Genomic DNA, 17,239 nt, shown 5'->3' with positions numbered 1-17,239 from the left:
TCAACATTCTGAAAAAAGGGACACTAAGGTGTCCCCTTTATCATATATTATTTTTTCACTTGTGACATAACTTCTTCAGCAAAGTTATCTTCGCGCTTCTCGATACCTTCTCCTACTTCGAAACGAACAAATGACTTAGCTGTTGCTCCTTTAGCTTGAAGGAATTTACCAACCTTTTGATCGCCATCTTTAACGAATGGCTGATCAAGTAGACAAACTTGCTCGAAGTATTTGCTTAGGCGACCTTCGACCATTTTCTCTACAATGTTTTCTGGTTTACCTTCGTTAAGTGCTTGTTGTTTAAGAACCTCACGCTCACGATTCACTTCGTCAGCTGCAACTTCATCACGAGATACATAAGTTGGACGAATCGCCGCGACATGCATTGATACATCTCTAGCAAGATCTTCATCAGAAGAGTTACCAAGTACAGTCAAAACACCAATGCGTCCACCTTGGTGAAGATAGCCACCAAATACATCGCCATCTTCTTTTTCCACAACTGCAAAACGACGAAGAGAAAGCTTTTCTCCGATTTTTGCAATAGATGAATTAATGAATTCTTGTACGCTTTGTCCACCATCTTTAAATGGTTGCTCAAGAGCTTCTTCAACAGATGCTGGTGATTTAGCTAGTAGATGCTCAGCAAGCTCTTTAACAAGCGTTTGGAAGCCTTCGTTTTTAGCAACGAAGTCTGTCTCAGAGTTAACTTCAACGATTGCCGCTTTGTTACCATCTGTTACAACTGCTGCAAGACCTTCTGCTGCTACACGATCTGCTTTTTTCGCAGCACTAGCGATGCCTTTTTCACGAAGGAAATCAATGGCTTTTTCCATGTCCCCGCCAGTTTCTGTTAATGCTTTCTTACAATCCATCATTCCCGCGCCTGTTTTTTCACGTAATTCTTTTACCATGCTTGCTGTTACTGCCATGTGTATACGCCTCCTTCATAATTGTCCATCACATTATGTTCACTTCAAACCGTAACAAAAAGAGCCGTAAAGGGCTTCCCCCTTACGACCCTTTTTAATCACGTCATTAAGCTGTTGTTGTTTCTTCTTCAACTTCTACTTCTTCTTGCTCTTCATGAGCTGTTGCTTCAATTACAGCGTCAGCCATTTTACCAGTAAGAAGTTTAACTGCACGGATTGCATCATCGTTACCAGGGATAACATAATCAATCTCGTCTGGATCACAGTTTGTATCAACAATCGCAACGATTGGAATGTTCAGCTTGTGAGCTTCAGCAATCGCAATACGTTCTTTACGAGGGTCGATAACAAATAAGGCATCAGGAACGCCTTTCATATCTTTAATACCGCCTAAGAATTTTTCAAGACGATCTTTTTCTTTGTTTAGAAGGATAACTTCTTTTTTCGGAAGAACATCAAATGTTCCGTCCTGTTCCATTTTTTCAAGGTTCTTAAGACGCTTAATACGCTTTTGAATGGTTTCAAAGTTTGTAAGCGTTCCACCAAGCCAGCGTTGGTTAATGAAGTACATACCGCAACGTTCAGCTTCGTCTCTTACAGAGTCTTGAGCTTGTTTCTTTGTACCAACAAAAAGGATTTTCCCTCCGTCAGCAGCAAGATCGCGAACAAAGTTGTACGCTTGCTCAACCTTTTTGACCGTCTTTTGAAGGTCAATAATGTAAATACCGTTTCTTTCTGTGAAGATGTAGCGATCCATTTTCGGGTTCCAGCGACGAGTTTGGTGACCAAAGTGTACACCCGCCTCAAGTAGCTGTTTCATGGAGATAACTGCCACATCAAACACCTCCTCTTATATTGGTTTTTGTCTTCCTCCGCTCTCATCAACTTTTAGTGACACTGACTAGTCAGCACCCTCACTAAAATCAGAGGCGTGTGTAATAAACACCGTGGATTAATATACCATATCCCGCGTATCATTGCAACCATTACTTCGATGATTGTTGAAATTTGATGAACAGCTCTACTTCGCCTTTTCCCATATTTAATTGTTTGGCAATTTCTACAGAACTGAGCCCTTGATTATGTAACGTGATAATTTTAGCTTGTGGAGATTGTTCGTACGTAACAGTCTCCACTTCATTTTCTGGTAGTGGGGGCGTGTATTCAGTTTCAATCTCATTATGCAATGATTCCTTTTTTCTTTCTTCAACAGAGGGTTGAATATCTTCTGTACGTTGATGCTCTCCGTTTGATACATGTTTTAATACACGTTCATTACTCTCCTTCATTTCATCAGCAAAGGCTAGTAATGATTGTTCTAATTGCTCTCTAGTATGGTCGCTCTCTTGTAAACGTTGTTCAAGCTTATTTACTTGTTGTTCAGCCGCTTGCATCCGCATATAGAGAAAGCCTGCTAAACATAAGCTTAGAAGACTAAAAGCTATGGCCATTTTACGACCTCCTTCTAGGTTGAGTAATCAATAAATGTTCCTTTATCCCGTTCACGAGGCGCATGAGGGAATGGTTGTTTCTTTTTCTCTTGATTACCGGAATGCTGCTGTTCTTTATGCTTGGATTGAAAACGTGTTGGATGGTCTAAATTGGCTTTCTGACTCTTTCTTCTATTCCTAGTATCTGCTAAACGCTGCGCTTCCGCTTGCATCGCCTCGTTCATGTGAACACGATGTTGCAGCTGTGATTGCATTTTACTTCCTTTAATAGAATTAGATAATGAACCAAGTGCTTCAATAGGTCTTAGACTCATCGTTCTCCTCCTAGTGCCACAGGCTTCAATTATAACATTATAGAATGTAAGAGTAAGACTTAATCACATGTATCGCAATTTATCGCATATTACATGTAATGTATGGTACGTCCAAAGAGTTAAAGTCTAAATTATTTTGGATAGAGTCCGTGCCTATGTGTATATGACATCGATTTGGAGAGATAGAGTAAGACTATTGTGTTGCTCCTTCGGCTGACGCTCCCGAAAATGGGGGCATTTATCCGAGGCAAGGTAATGAGCCAACCCGACTCCGTCGATTTATCTCATTGAACCTTCACATCCCGCAGGTGTCAGTCCTCCATTTTCGTCCGCTTGATTAGATGGGTGCTAGCATCAGCGTTTACACAATAATAAGGACTTCATAAATTCCTCTTGGTAACGGGTTTTATTCTTGGCAAACTACTCATTTGTCTAATCATGAACATGAGCGGAAGGAGAAACCGAAGACTCCTACGGAACAGAACGAGTCTGAAGACATTGAAGTGGTGCACTTCCACTTCAAGGGCTGAGGCCGTTCCTGTGGAAAGCGTAGGTTTCTCCTGTAGCGGTGCACATGAGCTAGTTCTAGATGACTTTTTTAGTGGCCTTCATTTCGTCCGCTTGTTTAGATAGGTATTGAAATTCGTATTTATATAATAGTAAGGTATTAAAATAACACCAGCTATAAAGTCAACAAAACTGAAGATACAGTTAATATGATTAATGAAACTGCTTTTCCATTACTTGCTTAAGCTTAAATAAAGCTTTTGAATGTATTTGGGAAATTCTTGAGGTGGAGAGTTCAAGAATATGCCCAATTTCCGTTAAGGTTAACTCTTCATAATAAAAGAGACTGATAACGAGCTGTTCTTTTTCTGTTAAACCAGAAATCACTTCTGCTAGCTCTGCTTTAGTTGCCATTTCTACAAGTGAGGTTTCAGGCGTTTTGGTTTGCTTATCTTCAATAGTTGCAGCGAATGATTCCTGCCTCTCCGCCTCTTGTGCCGGTTCATCTATAGAAAGAACATTGGCTACAAATTGCTCCGCCATAATCTGAGCCACATCTGCCTCATCCATATGTAAGAATTCAGCAACCTCAGCACTGGATACATAACGACCGTTTTGCTGCTCCAATTGTTCGGACGCTGCTTCTACTCTCTTTATTTTCTCCCTCATCGATCTAGACAGCCAATCTTCTTTACGTAAGCCGTCTATAATTGCTCCCCTTACTCTAAACGAAGCATAGGTATCAAATTTAAGATCACGATGAGGATCAAACTTCTCAAGCGCATCTAGTAGTCCATATAACCCGTGGCTCGTAAGTTCATCCTTACGCACGCTGCCGGGCAGCCCTACCGAGATCCGCTGAACATGAAACTGTACCAATGGCAAGTATAGCCGAACCAGTTGATCACACGCCTCTTTATTTCTTTCCGTAAACCAGGCCTGCCAGATCTTTTCTTCTTCTTCTTTTACTTTTACGTTTGGCATGTACTGCACCTCCATATCATACTCACGAATTTTGTTCGGTTAAATAACCGAGGTTCCCAGGTGGACTGTCCGGATGGTTAAAACATGTGTTGTTGGATCAAAGGTGATTGTTCTACCATTTGTTCCCCCTGTATCTTCTGCTACGAGTGGAATGTTTTGTTCTTTAAGAATTTTTTTTACCGCTTCTACATTTCTTTCGCCTACTCGCATCATCTCATTACCAGACGAAGCGAACATTTGTGCGCCCCCTGCGATTTTAGCTTTTAAAAGGGATAAGGAGGCTCCTTTATGAACAAGCTGATCTGTCAATGTCGGAATAGCAACATCTGCAAACTTCCCAATCTTATGATCTTTTTTTGATGAGATAGAAGAATAGGGAAGCATAATATGAGCCATACCAGCAAAGTTACTTCTTTCCTGATAAATGATGACCCCTACGCAAGATCCTAAGCCAGAAGTCCGTAACGGCTTATACAAATTAGAGCAAGCAATTTCCGCCATACCCACTGTAATCGTTTCATTCATCGACCTGAACTCCCAATGAACGAAACAAGGTCTCAAACGCTTCGGGGTCAAACAATAGCAAGATACTTCCAAAGTTACGACTTATTGACCATCCTTCAATTTTCATATGTGTATCAATCACTATGGCGGCATCCCCTTGGCTAACCAGTCTACTTAAGCCATGACTAATAATTGCGCCAGCCATATCGACTGATAAATCTGGTACACCACAGCTAACTTGTAATCCCGTTAAGTCTGCAAAAGAGGTTAAATAGGAACCAATCACAATATTCCCCGCCTCCAAATAGGCTGAATACTCCAGGTCACTCTGCTTGGCCATTCCCATTTGCACACTCTCTTTGCCAGTTAAGCTTTGGATAAACCGTTCGGACTCACATACATTGGCAAAGAAATATACACTGCCAGGCGTATGGCCATCCACTCTTGCATAAATGGCAGCAATCTCATTCTCACTGCCACCCATACGATCAGGAAGCTCTTGGAAAGGAACAATCGCTGCTTCAGGCACACTCATCTCTACTGTTTTTCCGAGTAAAGCAGAAAGTGAGGTCGCCGCATGACCTGCACCAATATTACCAATCTCTTTTAGAACGTCTAAATGTGTGGAATGAATACGTCGATAGCCTTCCATCAGAGGACCTCCTTTTAGTAGCTGGATAGTATACGACTTGCTATATCTTTTAAATGCACTACTTCATTAACGTAATTTGTGCGAATGGCCATTTTCGGCATGCCGAATACTACACATGATTCTTCTGATTGTGCTATTGCTTTAAAGCTTACTTTCTTTTCCTTTAATCGTTCCAATCCCTTTGATCCATCTGAACCCATGCCCGTCATAATAACGGCAAGTAGTGAGACGGAGTGAAGAGTAGCTATGGATTCAAGCAGAACATTGACAGAAGGACGATGACCGTTAACTGGATCTTCCTCGCCTAACTTGCAGACCCATTCACCGTTTTGATCTACAACGTTTAGATGTTTTCCACCAGGCGCAATATATGCCGTTCCTTTTTTTATGACCTCATTATCTTCAGCCTCTTTTACACTAATTGCCGATAATGTATCCAGCCGATCCGCCAATGATTTTGTGAATCCTTTTGGCATGTGCTGTACGATAACAATAGGTGATGGGAAATTAGCAGGAAGCTCCTGAAGAACCTCCTTTAATGCTTTAGGTCCACCTGTAGATACACCAATGGCAACTAACTTGCGAGAGAGTGGCATTTCCACGCTTTTTATAAATGTTGGTAACGAAACCTTCTTAGCTGGTTCAGCCGGAAGCATCACTGTTGCTCCTGCTGCAAGCTTTACCTTTTCCCTTAGCTCTTCAGCTATGGTTTCTAAATCTAGAGAAATAGGGCCATTTGTTTTCGCTACAAAATCAACAGCACCTTGTTCCATTGCTAGCATCGTCGTATGGGCACCAGCCTTTGTTAGACTGCTTACCATCACGACTGGACATGGTCTCTCTTCCATAATGATCTTTAACGCACCTAGACCATCTAAAAGTGGCATTTCCACATCTAGCGTGATTACATCTGGTTGAAGGAGCTGATTTTTCTTTACGGCATCCATTCCATTTCTGGCTATCCCAATCACTTCAATGGATGGATCCTTCTGTAATATGTCTGTCATCACTTTACGCATAAATGCAGAATCATCAACAATTAATACCCGTATCTGTTTCATGTTTCTTAGCATCCTATCTATGCTTTAGTATTCTTTCACTTTGTTCCTGAAGCCGACCCGGACATCCAACGGCCAAGCCGCTGAAAAAAAGGAGCTTTCTCTATCACTTTTGGTTCAACTTGAATCTCTGCAAGGTAAGTCTGTACCAGTTTTTTGGTAGCAAGGCCTGCTTTAGAACGACCTTCGTAAGCTGAATAAGGAATTTGAGCTTTTACAGCTTTGGAAACCATACGATCAAAGGGAATGTGCCCAAGCTTTACTAAATCTATATGAAGAAATTGTTTAGCCACCTTCGAGAGATTCTCAAGAGTCCTTTGTCCCTCTCGCTCTGAATCCGTTTGGTTTGCTATCGCAAACACCTGTAGCTTATCTGGTAATCTAGTTAGCTGCTTTAATAAGCTATATGCATCTGTTAATGCTGTTGGTTCAGGAGTAGTTACTAATAAGAGATCGTCTGCTGCAGCAAGTAACTGTAAACTTTCTTCTGTTACACCGGCACCCATGTCTAGAAAAATAAAATCATATTGGTGAGTGAGTCCTTGTAATTGATCTTGAAAATAAGCTATATCTTGTTCCGTCAATTGAACCATTTCAACTAATCCGGATCCCCCGGCTATATATGACACTCCTAGAGAGGAAGTTTCAATGACATCCCAGACGGTAAGTCGATTTTGAAGCATGTCAATCAAGTGATATGAAGGTTTCACACCCATAATGACATCTACATTTCCCATCCCACTATCCATATCAAGGATGATCGTCCGATAGCCTAATTCCACTAACGATAGAGCTGTGTTGACACAAAGGTTTGACTTTCCAACTCCGCCCTTACCACTTGCAACAGCAATTAACCTTGCTTGATGAGTATGATTCATTCTTCTACGTAAGCTCTCAGCCTGATCCATCATGAGTGATTCCTTCCATTACAGTAGAAAGCACTAGGTCTTCATTGACATGTATGACATCGTCCGGAACATTCTGTCCGTTTGTAAGATAGGCAATGCCCAAGCCATCATCAATCATGACATTCAGCATCGCTCCATACGTCGAAGTCTCATCTTTCTTTGTAAAAATAACTTGGTTAACAGGAAGCTTTTTAAATTGTTGTAATACAGACTTCATGTCTGAATACTTAGAAGTCAATGATAAGACCACATATAACGCTGCCTGATCGGATAGATCTATCGTTTTTTGTAGCTCCTGTAAGTAGAAGTCATGAATAAAGTTTCGTCCTGCCGTATCAATTAAAATGAGATCATAATCCGAGTAGGTTTCTGACGCTTTATGAAAATCTTCTAAGGAATAAATGACTTCAATAGGCATTTGCAAAATGGAAGCATATGTTTTCAGTTGGTCAATCGCTGCAATTCGGTACGTATCAGTCGTAAAAATGGCCACTCGTTTCTTTTGGTGTAAAGCAGCTTCAGCAGCGAGCTTTGCGATGGTGGTGGTTTTGCCAACACCTGTTGGACCTGCAAAGATCATATACTTCTTTTCGAACATGGAATCTCCTATTTTAACCTCTCTGATTTGAGAGGAAAGCCATCTTCTTGCCTCTTGATACAATGCAAGAGTTGAGCGTTTTTCCTTTGGTAAGCTATACCAATAGCCAAATAGCTGCTCTCTTAATTCGGTACGAAGCTGTACGCTAACCTCCTGCTTCTCAAACTCACGATCAAGCTGGCGAACTGCATCTGGAGCATCGTCTGCGCTTATTGGCACATGATCCGCTTTTCGCTTTTCGGATACGTCTTGTTGCGCCGTGTTTTGCAACGGCTCGACAGCTTTTAGTGCAGGTGACTTTGGAGGGGACTTAGTGTATGCGGACTTTGCAGCGGGATCAACAGCTGCCGTCACCTCCAGCTGTTTTTTTGAGAAGAATCCAAACCAACCACCCGTTGCAATTTCCTTTGTATGAAGGATAACCGCCTCGCTTCCAAGCTCCATCCTAATTTGATTCAGAGCTTCTGGCATTGAACTTGCTTGGAATTTTCTTAATTTCATTCAGCATTCACCACCCCAACACTTTGAACTTCAATATCTGCTTCCAATTCGTTGTATGAAAGAACCGGTACGCTTGGTAAGTAACGCTCCAAAAGCTGTCGAACATACATGCGAACAGCCGGAGAGCAAAGTAATACCGGTGACTGACCCATCTGTGACAAACGATTTGTTTCTTCCACTGCAGAATCAAGAATACTTTGCGAATGCGCCGGATCCATTGACATAAATGTGCCATGCTCTGTTTGCTGTACAGCATCCGCTACTCGTTTCTCAGCGGAAGCACTTAATGTCACTACATACAGAGGTTCATTTTTATTTGCTACCTGAGTAGAGATTTGCCTCGACAGCGACTGTCTCACATACTCAGTTAAGAGATCCATATCCTTTGTCATTTGCGCGTAATCCGCTAACGTTTCAAAAATCATCGGCAAGTTACGAATCGAAACATGCTCTTTCAAAAGATTCGTTAGCACCCGCTGAATGTCTCCAATAGATAGGAGAGAAGGCGTAGTCTCTTCTACTAACACTGGATAAGTTTCTTTCAAATGATCAATTAGCTGTCTCGTTTCCTGTCGACCAAGTAGTTCATGAGCATGTCGTTTAATAATTTCTGTTAAGTGAGTGGAAACCACGGATGGCGGATCAACAACCGTATAGCCAGACATCTCAGCTTTCTCCTTCATGTCCTCGCCGATCCAAAGTGCAGCTAAACCAAAGGCTGGTTCTACTGTTTCAATCCCAACTATGCTTTCATCCTCAAATCCCGGGCTCATCGCCATATAATGATCTAATAACACATCACCTTTTGCGACTTCATTCCCTTTAATCTTGATCACATATTCATTTGCTTGAAGTTGAATATTGTCACGGATTCGAATAACCGGCACAATCATGCCAAGCTCTAACGCCATTTGTCTACGAATCATCACAACTCGATCAAGCAAATCTCCTCCTTGATTGGTGTCTGCAAGGGGGATAAGCCCATATCCAAACTCAAACTCAATCGGATCAATTTGTAATAAGTTAACGACATTTTCCGGAGAGCGTATTTCATCGGAGGATGCGGGCTCCTCTCCATCATCCATTGCAAGCTCCACATCCTGGCTCTTCGTTTTTATTTGATTAAGCTGCCAGCCTGCAAAGGCCAACAGACCCGCCATTGAAAAAGTTAGTACTTTGCTTATTGGCGTCGCAACACCTAGTAAGAAGATCGTTCCTGCCGTTACGTATAATAGCTTCGGATACGCAAACATTTGTTTTGTAATGTCGCCGCTTAAGCTTCCTTCAGACGCAGCCTTTGTTACCATGATTCCAGTGGCTGTTGAAATAAGAAGGGCTGGAATTTGCGTAACAAGTCCATCTCCAACCGTTAATAATGTATAGGTTGTGACTGCTGTATTCAGATCCATACCCATCTGCATCATGCCGATGATTAAGCCTACAATCATATTGATAGCAACGATGATAATACTTGCTATCGCATCTCCTTTTACAAACTTACTCGCCCCGTCCATGGATCCGTAAAAGTCTGCTTCTTTCTCAATTTTTTCACGCCGCTGCTTTGCTTCTGCATCAGAGATTAGGCCTGCATTAAGGTCAGCATCGATGCTCATCTGCTTTCCTGGCATGGCATCGAGTGTAAAGCGGGCACCAACCTCGGACACCCTCTCGGCTCCTTTAGTAATAACGATAAATTGTATAATAACTAAGATAATAAAAACCACAAATCCAACAATTGCATTTCCACCAATAACAAAGTTTCCAAAGGTGTCAATGACGTTCCCTGCATCTGCATTCCCTAGTATCGACCGTGTAGTCGAAACACTCAGCCCTAAGCGAAAAAGAGTTACAAGTAACAATAGGGTTGGAAAAATAGAAAATTGCAGAGAGTCTGACGTATTCATGGCTACTAATATAATTAGTAGTGACATCGAAATATTAAAGATTATAAGAACATCGAGAATGGGAGGCGGAAGCGGTATTATTAACATAACAATAATTAAAATGACTCCAAACAACACAATTAAATCTTTAATTTTCATAAGCACCTCATCCCCCCTTCTTTATGTTCTGGACCTTAGTTCGTTTGATTGACTCTCTTTTAATCGGTATACATAGGCGAGCACCTCGGCCACGGCTTTAAATAAGTCAGGCGGCACTTGCTGTCCTATATCCGTTTGGTGAAACAAGGCTCTCGCTAACAGCTTATTTTCAACCATTGGAATGCCGTGCTCCTGTGCTCGTTTTTTGATTCGCTGGGCAGAAAAGTCCATCCCTTTCGCCACCACAAATGGCGCTTCTGCTTTTTGTTCGTCATACTTTAGAACAATCGCAAAGTGAGTTGGATTCGTAATAACCACATCGGCATTCGGAATTTCCTGCATCATTCTCTGCATAGCAAGCTCCATTTGCTTTTGTTTTCGTTTAGACTTAATTCTTGGGTCACCTTCGATATTCTTGTGCTCATCCTTGATATCTTTTTTAGACATCCTAATTTGTTTTTCATGATCATAACGCTGGTAAATATAATCTGGGATCGATAAGACCATAAGTAGAATAGCCACAGCCAAACCCATCATAATGGTCAGCCAGCCGATCATACTCATTGCATCCGTAACAGACTTTTGTGAAAGCAGCATAACTTCTTCCAGGTTGGTCCAAATCATGATGACGACCGTAGTCCCAACAAGTGATATCTTTAAGACTGATTTCGCTAGCTCTACCAAAGCTCTTGCTGAGAAAATTCTCTTAAAGCCCTTAATTGGGTCAAGCTTGTTAAGCTTTGCTTTTAATGGTTCGGTTGAAAACATTGCACCTACTTGAATGAAGCTACCAAAGCTCCCTGCAAATGCCGCTAAAACCATTAAAGGTAATACAGCTAGCACCGCTTGAAAAGAAATGGATTGAAACAAGGAGGCAGCTGATTCAGAGGTGACATCTGCTACTAGATAATGAGTAAAGATCTCTCTTTGCATGTTCGCAAACATCGTAATAATCATTTGACCGCCGTACATCCAAAGAAAGAGAAAAACAACAAGCATCATAAGTGATGTATTAACGTCTGTACTTTTAGGAACCTGACCTTTTTTTCGTGTTTCATTTCTTTTTTTCGGTGTCGCTTTTTCTGTTTTCTCATCTGCAAAATACTGCAAATTCATTTTTATCGTAGCGATGTTACCCACCCCCAAGCAATTGGAGCATCATTCGCATGGCAAGAATTAATTCATCAAATAATTTACGGACAATCATCATAAAGACACCCATATACACCATTAATAACGAAAGACCTACCAGAAGCTTTAAAGGCATACCGACAACAAACACATTCATCTGAGGAACAGTACGTGATACCATACCTAGCGCCAAATCTACTAAAAATAAACATCCGGCAATCGGAAAGGCAATCTGCACAGCGACAACAAACATCAGCGCAAAAATAGATAGTGCCTGATTTAAGATTCTTTCATCACCAAAAGGAAGGGTAAGTTGATCCAAAGGCACGTATTGATAACTATAATAAATTCCATCAAGCATTAAGTGATGGCCATTCACTGTAAGTAAAAACAACAGCGCAAAGGTATATAAAAACCCTCCAGTAAGTGGGCTTTGAGCCCCCGTTTGTGGATCGACGACATTAGCAATCATAAAACCCATAGTGAAATCAATCAGTCCGCCGGCCACTTGAATTGCATAGAGAAGAATCATCGCTACTAGCCCGACAGCCAGTCCCACAGAAATTTCTTTTATGACAAGTAAAATATAGGACCAGTCAAAGACCAATTCGGGTATATCAAATGCCAATACCATAATCCAAGCTAACATTATTGAAAGTCCTAGTTTAAAAACCATCGGAACTGACCGATGAGAATAAAGAGGCAATACAAGCATAAAAGAGCTAACTCGAATAAAGATTAATAGAAATGCTGGTAAAAACGATAATAATTGCGTCATTATCCTATAAACCGATATAAATTAGAATATAATTGATACGTAAAATTAGTTAGCTGCCCAAGCATCCATGGTCCAAAGATAATGAGTGCAAGTAACACGCCGACAATCTTTGGTATAAAAGCAAGTGTCTGTTCCTGTATTTGGGTAGTAGCCTGAAAAATACTGACTAACAACCCTAGTACTAACGCAATAACAAGAAGAGGACCTGCAACAAGTAATACTGTCCAAACGCTGTTTCCAGCTACGCTAATGACAAATTCCTGACTCATGACACGATCCTCCCGTTATTGAAAACTAAGTAATAAAGATTGAACGATTAAATACCAACCATCTACTAAGACGAATAATAAAATTTTAAATGGTAATGCAATCATGACCGGTGGTAACATCATCATTCCCATAGACATGAGCACACTAGCAACAATCATATCAATGACTAAAAAAGGGACAAAGATTAAAAAACCAATTTGAAACGCTGTTTTTAACTCACTGATGGCAAACGCCGGAATTAAAGCCGTTAAAGGAATATCTTCAAGTGTTTCAGGCTGTTCAAGCCCGGCATAGCCCATAAACAAAGCCAAATCCTTCTCACGGGTATGACTAGACATAAACTCTTTTATTGGAACAGCTGCTCTCTCAAATGCTTCCTGTTGAGAGATTTCACCATTGGCAAACGGTTGAAAAGCTTCGTTGTTCATCTCTCCTATTACAGGCGCCATGACAAACAAAGTAATAAATAAGGCAATACCAATCAACACTTGGTTAGGTGGCATAGATTGTGTTGCAAGTCCTTGTCTTACAAAGGACAGAACGATAATAATTCGAGTAAAGCATGTCATCATAATTAATATCGATGGTGCAAGCGTTAAAACCGTTAGCAACAATAGAAGTCGAATGGTTGTAGCGGCACTCTCTGAACTTCCAGTAAGCTCAGTCAAATCGATATCATTTAATATTCCAGCAACAGAGACAATCAGATGATCAAACATCATGGTTTACGCTCCTTTAAGGCTTGTTCAAGCTCTGCCTGTGAGGTAGAAGCATCTTCTAGCTTTTTTGTGAAAAGCTCTTTGAATGACGCTTGATTTTGATCTGGCCCCTGCATGTCTTTTGTTGCAGAAATCTTTTGACCTTTTAGCTTCGAGGTTGCCCACTCCACTGCTTTTTGAGCGGGTGCACCCACCTGATTCGCTTGCTCCTGCTGTAAATCTAGCAATGCCTTGCGTTCATCCTCAGCATCAATCTCGGTTAACAGCTGAATGGAATCACCTACCCCTACCACTAACACTCGATCGCCGACCTTTATTAATTGAACGGAGCGATTGGGTCCGAGTGGTACACCTCCCATATTTTCAAGAAGCTGAGATTGCTGAAATGATTTTGTGCGTTTACTCAAGAAACGTAGTAACCCATATAACAAGGCGATAATAAGTGCTAATGCTCCAATTAATTTTAGAATCGTCATAAAGCCGCTATCTTGAGAGGCAAATACTACTTCGGAATCTTCTTCATTGGAAGAGTCCCCTAACGTTACATCTTCTTGAGTATCCCCATTCTCTTGCTGGCATTCAGGTGTAAGTGCCCGATCCACGTACTGGCAATCAGCTGCCTCCATTTTTAGGATAGGAGACAAACTGATACTGCCAAGCACCACAATGAAAAGTATAAATTTAAGATAGCGTTTTATTAATAGCATCAATCACACGCTCAGCTTGGAAAGGTTTAACAATAAAATCCTTCGCTCCGGCTTGGATAGCATCTATGACCATTGCTTGTTGTCCCATTGCAGAACACATAATGATCTTCGCATTTGGATCAAAAAGTTTGATATCTTTTAGTGCACTAATGCCGTCTTTTTCTGGCATGGTAATATCCATAGTCACCAGATCAGGAGATAATTCCTTGTATTGAGTCACAGCTTCATTTCCATCAGCCGCTTCCCCAACCACTTCAAAACCATTCTTCGTTAAAATATCCTTAATCATCATTCGCATAAATGCAGCATCATCTACGATTAATACCTTATGTCCCATCTTCCATTCAACCCTCTCAGCTTAATTTAAATTTCGAATTCGTTCTGCCTGGCTAACAATGTCTGTAACTCGAACACCAAAGTTCTCATCAATAACAACGACTTCACCTTTGGCAATTAATTTTTCATTGACTAAAATATCTACAGGTTCTCCAGCTAATTTATCTAATTCAATAATTGAACCCTGTGTAAATTCTAAAATATCGCGTATTGATTTTGTGGTTCTTCCAAGCTCGACCTTTACATTTAACGGAATATCAAGCAGCATATCTAAATTACCAGATTGTACGCTTGATAGTTGCGGCTGATCAAAGCTCGAAAAGGCAGCTGGCTGTATATCAGAATTCACTCGACTGTGACCACCCACATGCTGACTTGATTCGCGAACCGGAGCACTATAGGCTTGTGCAGCAGCTACTTGTTGTGGAGCTTGACTGACTTCACTCACCGTTACCTGTGGAGTAGATGCTGTCTGCTCTTCCACTTGCTCTGGTGGGTTGGTTAATTTCTGGACAAACTCTTTGGCAAACGTTACGGTCACAATTTGCATAATCCTTGAATCAATCAAATCACCAACCTGTAGCTGAAAAGAGATTTTAACTAAAACCTCCTCGCTTGGTACATACCCTGTGTTCTCTCCCTTTTTGATGTCCATCACATCAACAGAAGGGGGAGAGATATCAATTTTCATATTAAATAAGGTGGACATCGAAGTGGAAGCCGACCCCATCATTTGATTCATCGCCTCTTGTACAGCACTAATGTGCATGTCTGTTAAGTCTTCCATTGGATCTGTTCCGTCTCCACCAAGCATTAGATCAGCAATGATGGCTGCATCCGTAGTTTTGATCATCAGAAGATTTGTTCCTTCAAAGCCCTCTGTATAATTAACTTGTACGGCTACATGCGGACGCGGAAATTCTTGTTCCAAATATCTTTTTTCAACCACGGTTACTTCCGGCGTTGTAATGTCTACCTTCTGATTCAACAAGGAAGATAGGGCCGTTGCCGAACTACCAAATGATATATTTCCGATTTCCCCCAGAGTATCCTTTTCAATCTCTGTCAGGTAGTCGCTCACTTCTAGCTCTTTCTCTTTGGTTTCATTGCTGCTGTCTTCATCATCTGTGCCAATTCCATTAAGTAACGCGTTTATTTCTTCTTGAGAGAGCATACCGTCGCTCATTCATTTGCCTCCTCTAATACGTCTGTAACCTGGACAGCCATTTTGCTTTTTTGTTTTCCTGGCTGAGCTAAATACTTTGACTCTCCACCCACTGTCAACACCAATGGTTGATGAATCGACTGCTGAAGTTCAATGACATCGCCCGCACCTAATTGCAGAAACTCCTGAATGGTGATCTCAGACCGTCCCAATTCCGCTTGAACTACTAGAGAGGTGTCTCGAACCTGCTTCTCTAATTGTTTTTGTTCGACGGGACTACGTTGTTTTTTGTTCTCCTGCAACCAGTAATGATTGGATAGCTTCGGAAGAATTTCCTCTAACACCATATGCGGTAGACAAATGGTGATCATGCCTGATGTTTCAGCTATATTGGTAGCTAGTGAAATAACAACCACCGTTTCATTAGGAGGGACCATTTGCAGAAATTGTGGATTGACTTCGATGTCATCCAATAGGGGCTCCATTTCTACAACAGAGCTCCAAGCTTCTGTAAAGCTTCCAAGTGTGCGCTGAAAAAGAGCCGACATAATTTTCGTTTCAATTTCAGTTAAGTTATCAATCTTATTAACACTTGTTCCCTTTCCGCCCATTAAACGATCTAGCATCGCATACGCGATGTTAGGGTTCACTTCCATCAATATCCGTCCATTTAATGGGACAGGCTCAAACACATTCAAAATGGTCATTTTAGGAATTGAACTAATGAACTCTTCATAAGGCAGCTGATCCACCGAGGCAACATGTATTTGTACAAACGTACGAAGCTGGGCAGAAAAGAAAGTGGTTAACAACCGCGAGAAGTTTTCATGGATCCGTGTTAAACTGCGAATTTGTTCCTTAGAGAACCGAAGCGCTCGCTTAAAATCATAAGCTCGGACTTTCTTCTGGTGCTCTTCTTTTATTAGCTCCTCTGCATTCATCTCGCCTGTCGATAAAGCGGATAAGAGGGCGTCAATCTCTCCTTGCGATAATACATCTGCCACTGGCTTCACCTCTTAGTTCATAGCCTTGCTTATTGTACAACCCATTCGGTCATATAAACCTTTTGTACAGAGCCTTCTTGCATGAGCGTATTGATTTGCTCCTTCAGCTCTTCTTCAAGCTGGGTTTTGCCTTCGGGTCCAGCTAATTCTTTAGCCTCTTTGCCCGAAAGAGTTGTTAAGACAATATTTGTCACTTGAAAATCTCTTTTTTCAAGTTCATGTAATGCCTCTTTACTATCAAGCTGAATTTTATATTTGGAGCGCACAAAGCCTCCATTTAATAGATTGGTCGTCATTTCTTCTGTATCGTAGGAACGTTCAATGATTTCATCAATGCTCGGTTCAGCTGAACTATCCGTCTCTGCAGTGATGTAATCCCAAGATATAAATAACGCTCCACCCGCTATGGCTAAAGTCATAAACATGACAAGTAGGATAACGGCTACTTTATTTTTAAACACTTACTCCCCTCCTTTTTTGCTAAACACACTCCCATGAATGCCTATAGCTTGAAAGCGGCGATTAATTAAATCAAAGACATCCTCAAGATCATTTTTCACAATGATTTTCTTTCCACCTATTAACGTAATACGTGTGTCAGGAATGGATTCTACTTGTTCAATTAATAAAGCATTTAAGAGAAAATACTGCCCGTTTAACCGCTGTAATCGAATCATA

At 41.2% G+C, this 17,239-nt stretch carries 21 protein-coding genes; all 21 read right to left on the bottom strand.

What is annotated here, in order from left to right:
• Positions 1-47: 47 nt before the first annotated feature.
• The 21 genes from tsf to FN960_RS11470 all read right to left on the bottom strand — a co-directional run bounded on the left by tsf (position 48) and on the right by FN960_RS11470 (position 17,238).
• The gene (gene tsf, locus FN960_RS11570) at positions 48-932 is read right to left on the bottom strand and encodes a translation elongation factor Ts (protein WP_143848882.1); all 885 of its coding nucleotides are present in this window, start codon (positions 930-932) and stop codon (positions 48-50) included.
• Between the two features lie 106 nt (positions 933-1,038).
• Entirely contained in the window at positions 1,039-1,767 is a 729-nt protein-coding gene (rpsB, locus tag FN960_RS11565; RefSeq protein ID WP_143848881.1) for a 30S ribosomal protein S2, read from the bottom strand.
• A gap of 151 nt (positions 1,768-1,918) precedes the next feature.
• Positions 1,919-2,383 (bottom strand): DUF6115 domain-containing protein, encoded by a 465-nt coding sequence (locus FN960_RS11560; RefSeq protein WP_143848880.1) that lies wholly within the window; start codon positions 2,381-2,383, stop codon positions 1,919-1,921.
• A gap of 14 nt (positions 2,384-2,397) precedes the next feature.
• On the bottom strand, positions 2,398-2,697 hold the full coding sequence (locus FN960_RS11555; RefSeq protein ID WP_143848879.1) for a hypothetical protein: 300 nt from the start codon (positions 2,695-2,697) through the stop codon (positions 2,398-2,400).
• Between the two features lie 720 nt (positions 2,698-3,417).
• On the bottom strand, positions 3,418-4,188 hold the full coding sequence (locus FN960_RS11550; RefSeq protein WP_143848878.1) for a FliA/WhiG family RNA polymerase sigma factor: 771 nt from the start codon (positions 4,186-4,188) through the stop codon (positions 3,418-3,420).
• Positions 4,189-4,227: 39 nt separating this feature from the next.
• A complete protein-coding gene (locus FN960_RS11545; RefSeq protein WP_143848877.1) occupies positions 4,228-4,713 on the bottom strand; it encodes a chemotaxis protein CheD in 486 nt (161 codons plus the stop codon).
• Entirely contained in the window at positions 4,706-5,344 is a 639-nt protein-coding gene (locus tag FN960_RS11540) for a chemotaxis protein CheC (protein ID WP_143848876.1), read from the bottom strand. Before FN960_RS11540 ends, FN960_RS11545 begins: the two co-directional genes overlap by 8 nt.
• A 14-nt stretch (positions 5,345-5,358) precedes the next feature.
• The gene (locus tag FN960_RS11535; protein ID WP_143848875.1) at positions 5,359-6,405 is read right to left on the bottom strand and encodes a protein-glutamate methylesterase/protein-glutamine glutaminase; all 1,047 of its coding nucleotides are present in this window, start codon (positions 6,403-6,405) and stop codon (positions 5,359-5,361) included.
• A 35-nt stretch (positions 6,406-6,440) separates the two neighbouring features.
• Positions 6,441-7,313 carry a MinD/ParA family protein gene (locus tag FN960_RS11530; RefSeq protein ID WP_143848874.1) on the bottom strand — a complete coding sequence of 291 codons (873 nt, stop codon included), beginning with the start codon at positions 7,311-7,313 and terminating at the stop codon, positions 6,441-6,443.
• A complete protein-coding gene (locus tag FN960_RS11525; protein ID WP_143848873.1) occupies positions 7,297-8,409 on the bottom strand; it encodes a flagellar biosynthesis protein FlhF in 1,113 nt (370 codons plus the stop codon). The genes FN960_RS11530 and FN960_RS11525 overlap by 17 nt, the downstream gene beginning before the upstream one ends.
• Positions 8,406-10,451, bottom strand: a complete 2,046-nt coding sequence (gene flhA / locus FN960_RS11520) for a flagellar biosynthesis protein FlhA (protein ID WP_143848872.1) — start codon at positions 10,449-10,451, stop codon at positions 8,406-8,408. Before flhA ends, FN960_RS11525 begins: the two co-directional genes overlap by 4 nt.
• 21 nt (positions 10,452-10,472) lie before the next feature.
• Positions 10,473-11,591, bottom strand: a complete 1,119-nt coding sequence (gene flhB, locus FN960_RS11515; protein WP_306461614.1) for a flagellar biosynthesis protein FlhB — start codon at positions 11,589-11,591, stop codon at positions 10,473-10,475.
• Positions 11,584-12,360, bottom strand: a complete 777-nt coding sequence (gene fliR / locus FN960_RS11510) for a flagellar biosynthetic protein FliR (RefSeq protein ID WP_143848871.1) — start codon at positions 12,358-12,360, stop codon at positions 11,584-11,586. Before fliR ends, flhB begins: the two co-directional genes overlap by 8 nt.
• Positions 12,360-12,629 carry a flagellar biosynthesis protein FliQ gene (gene fliQ, locus FN960_RS11505; RefSeq protein ID WP_143848870.1) on the bottom strand — a complete coding sequence of 90 codons (270 nt, stop codon included), beginning with the start codon at positions 12,627-12,629 and terminating at the stop codon, positions 12,360-12,362. Before fliQ ends, fliR begins: the two co-directional genes overlap by 1 nt.
• Before the next feature lie 15 nt (positions 12,630-12,644).
• Entirely contained in the window at positions 12,645-13,349 is a 705-nt protein-coding gene (gene fliP / locus FN960_RS11500) for a flagellar type III secretion system pore protein FliP (protein WP_143848959.1), read from the bottom strand.
• Positions 13,349-14,056, bottom strand: a complete 708-nt coding sequence (gene fliO, locus FN960_RS11495; protein WP_143848869.1) for a flagellar biosynthetic protein FliO — start codon at positions 14,054-14,056, stop codon at positions 13,349-13,351. Before fliO ends, fliP begins: the two co-directional genes overlap by 1 nt.
• Positions 14,031-14,393, bottom strand: coding sequence for a response regulator (locus FN960_RS11490; protein WP_143848868.1), 363 nt, complete (start codon positions 14,391-14,393; stop codon positions 14,031-14,033). Before FN960_RS11490 ends, fliO begins: the two co-directional genes overlap by 26 nt.
• 21 nt (positions 14,394-14,414) lie before the next feature.
• On the bottom strand, positions 14,415-15,578 hold the full coding sequence (gene fliY, locus FN960_RS11485) for a flagellar motor switch phosphatase FliY (RefSeq protein ID WP_143848867.1): 1,164 nt from the start codon (positions 15,576-15,578) through the stop codon (positions 14,415-14,417).
• On the bottom strand, positions 15,575-16,561 hold the full coding sequence (gene fliM / locus FN960_RS11480; RefSeq protein WP_143848866.1) for a flagellar motor switch protein FliM: 987 nt from the start codon (positions 16,559-16,561) through the stop codon (positions 15,575-15,577). Before fliM ends, fliY begins: the two co-directional genes overlap by 4 nt.
• A gap of 29 nt (positions 16,562-16,590) precedes the next feature.
• Positions 16,591-17,022, bottom strand: coding sequence for a flagellar basal body-associated protein FliL (gene fliL / locus FN960_RS11475; RefSeq protein WP_143848865.1), 432 nt, complete (start codon positions 17,020-17,022; stop codon positions 16,591-16,593).
• Positions 17,023-17,238, bottom strand: coding sequence for a flagellar FlbD family protein (locus FN960_RS11470; protein ID WP_143848864.1), 216 nt, complete (start codon positions 17,236-17,238; stop codon positions 17,023-17,025).
• Position 17,239 lies beyond the last annotated feature (1 nt).

It is taken from the genome of Alkalicoccobacillus porphyridii (assembly GCF_007293315.1).
In the GTDB taxonomy this organism is placed as follows: domain Bacteria; phylum Bacillota; class Bacilli; order Bacillales; family Bacillaceae_D; genus Alkalicoccobacillus; species Alkalicoccobacillus porphyridii.
Note: the sequence above shows the minus strand (reverse complement) of the source record. Positions and strands in the feature narration are given on the sequence as shown.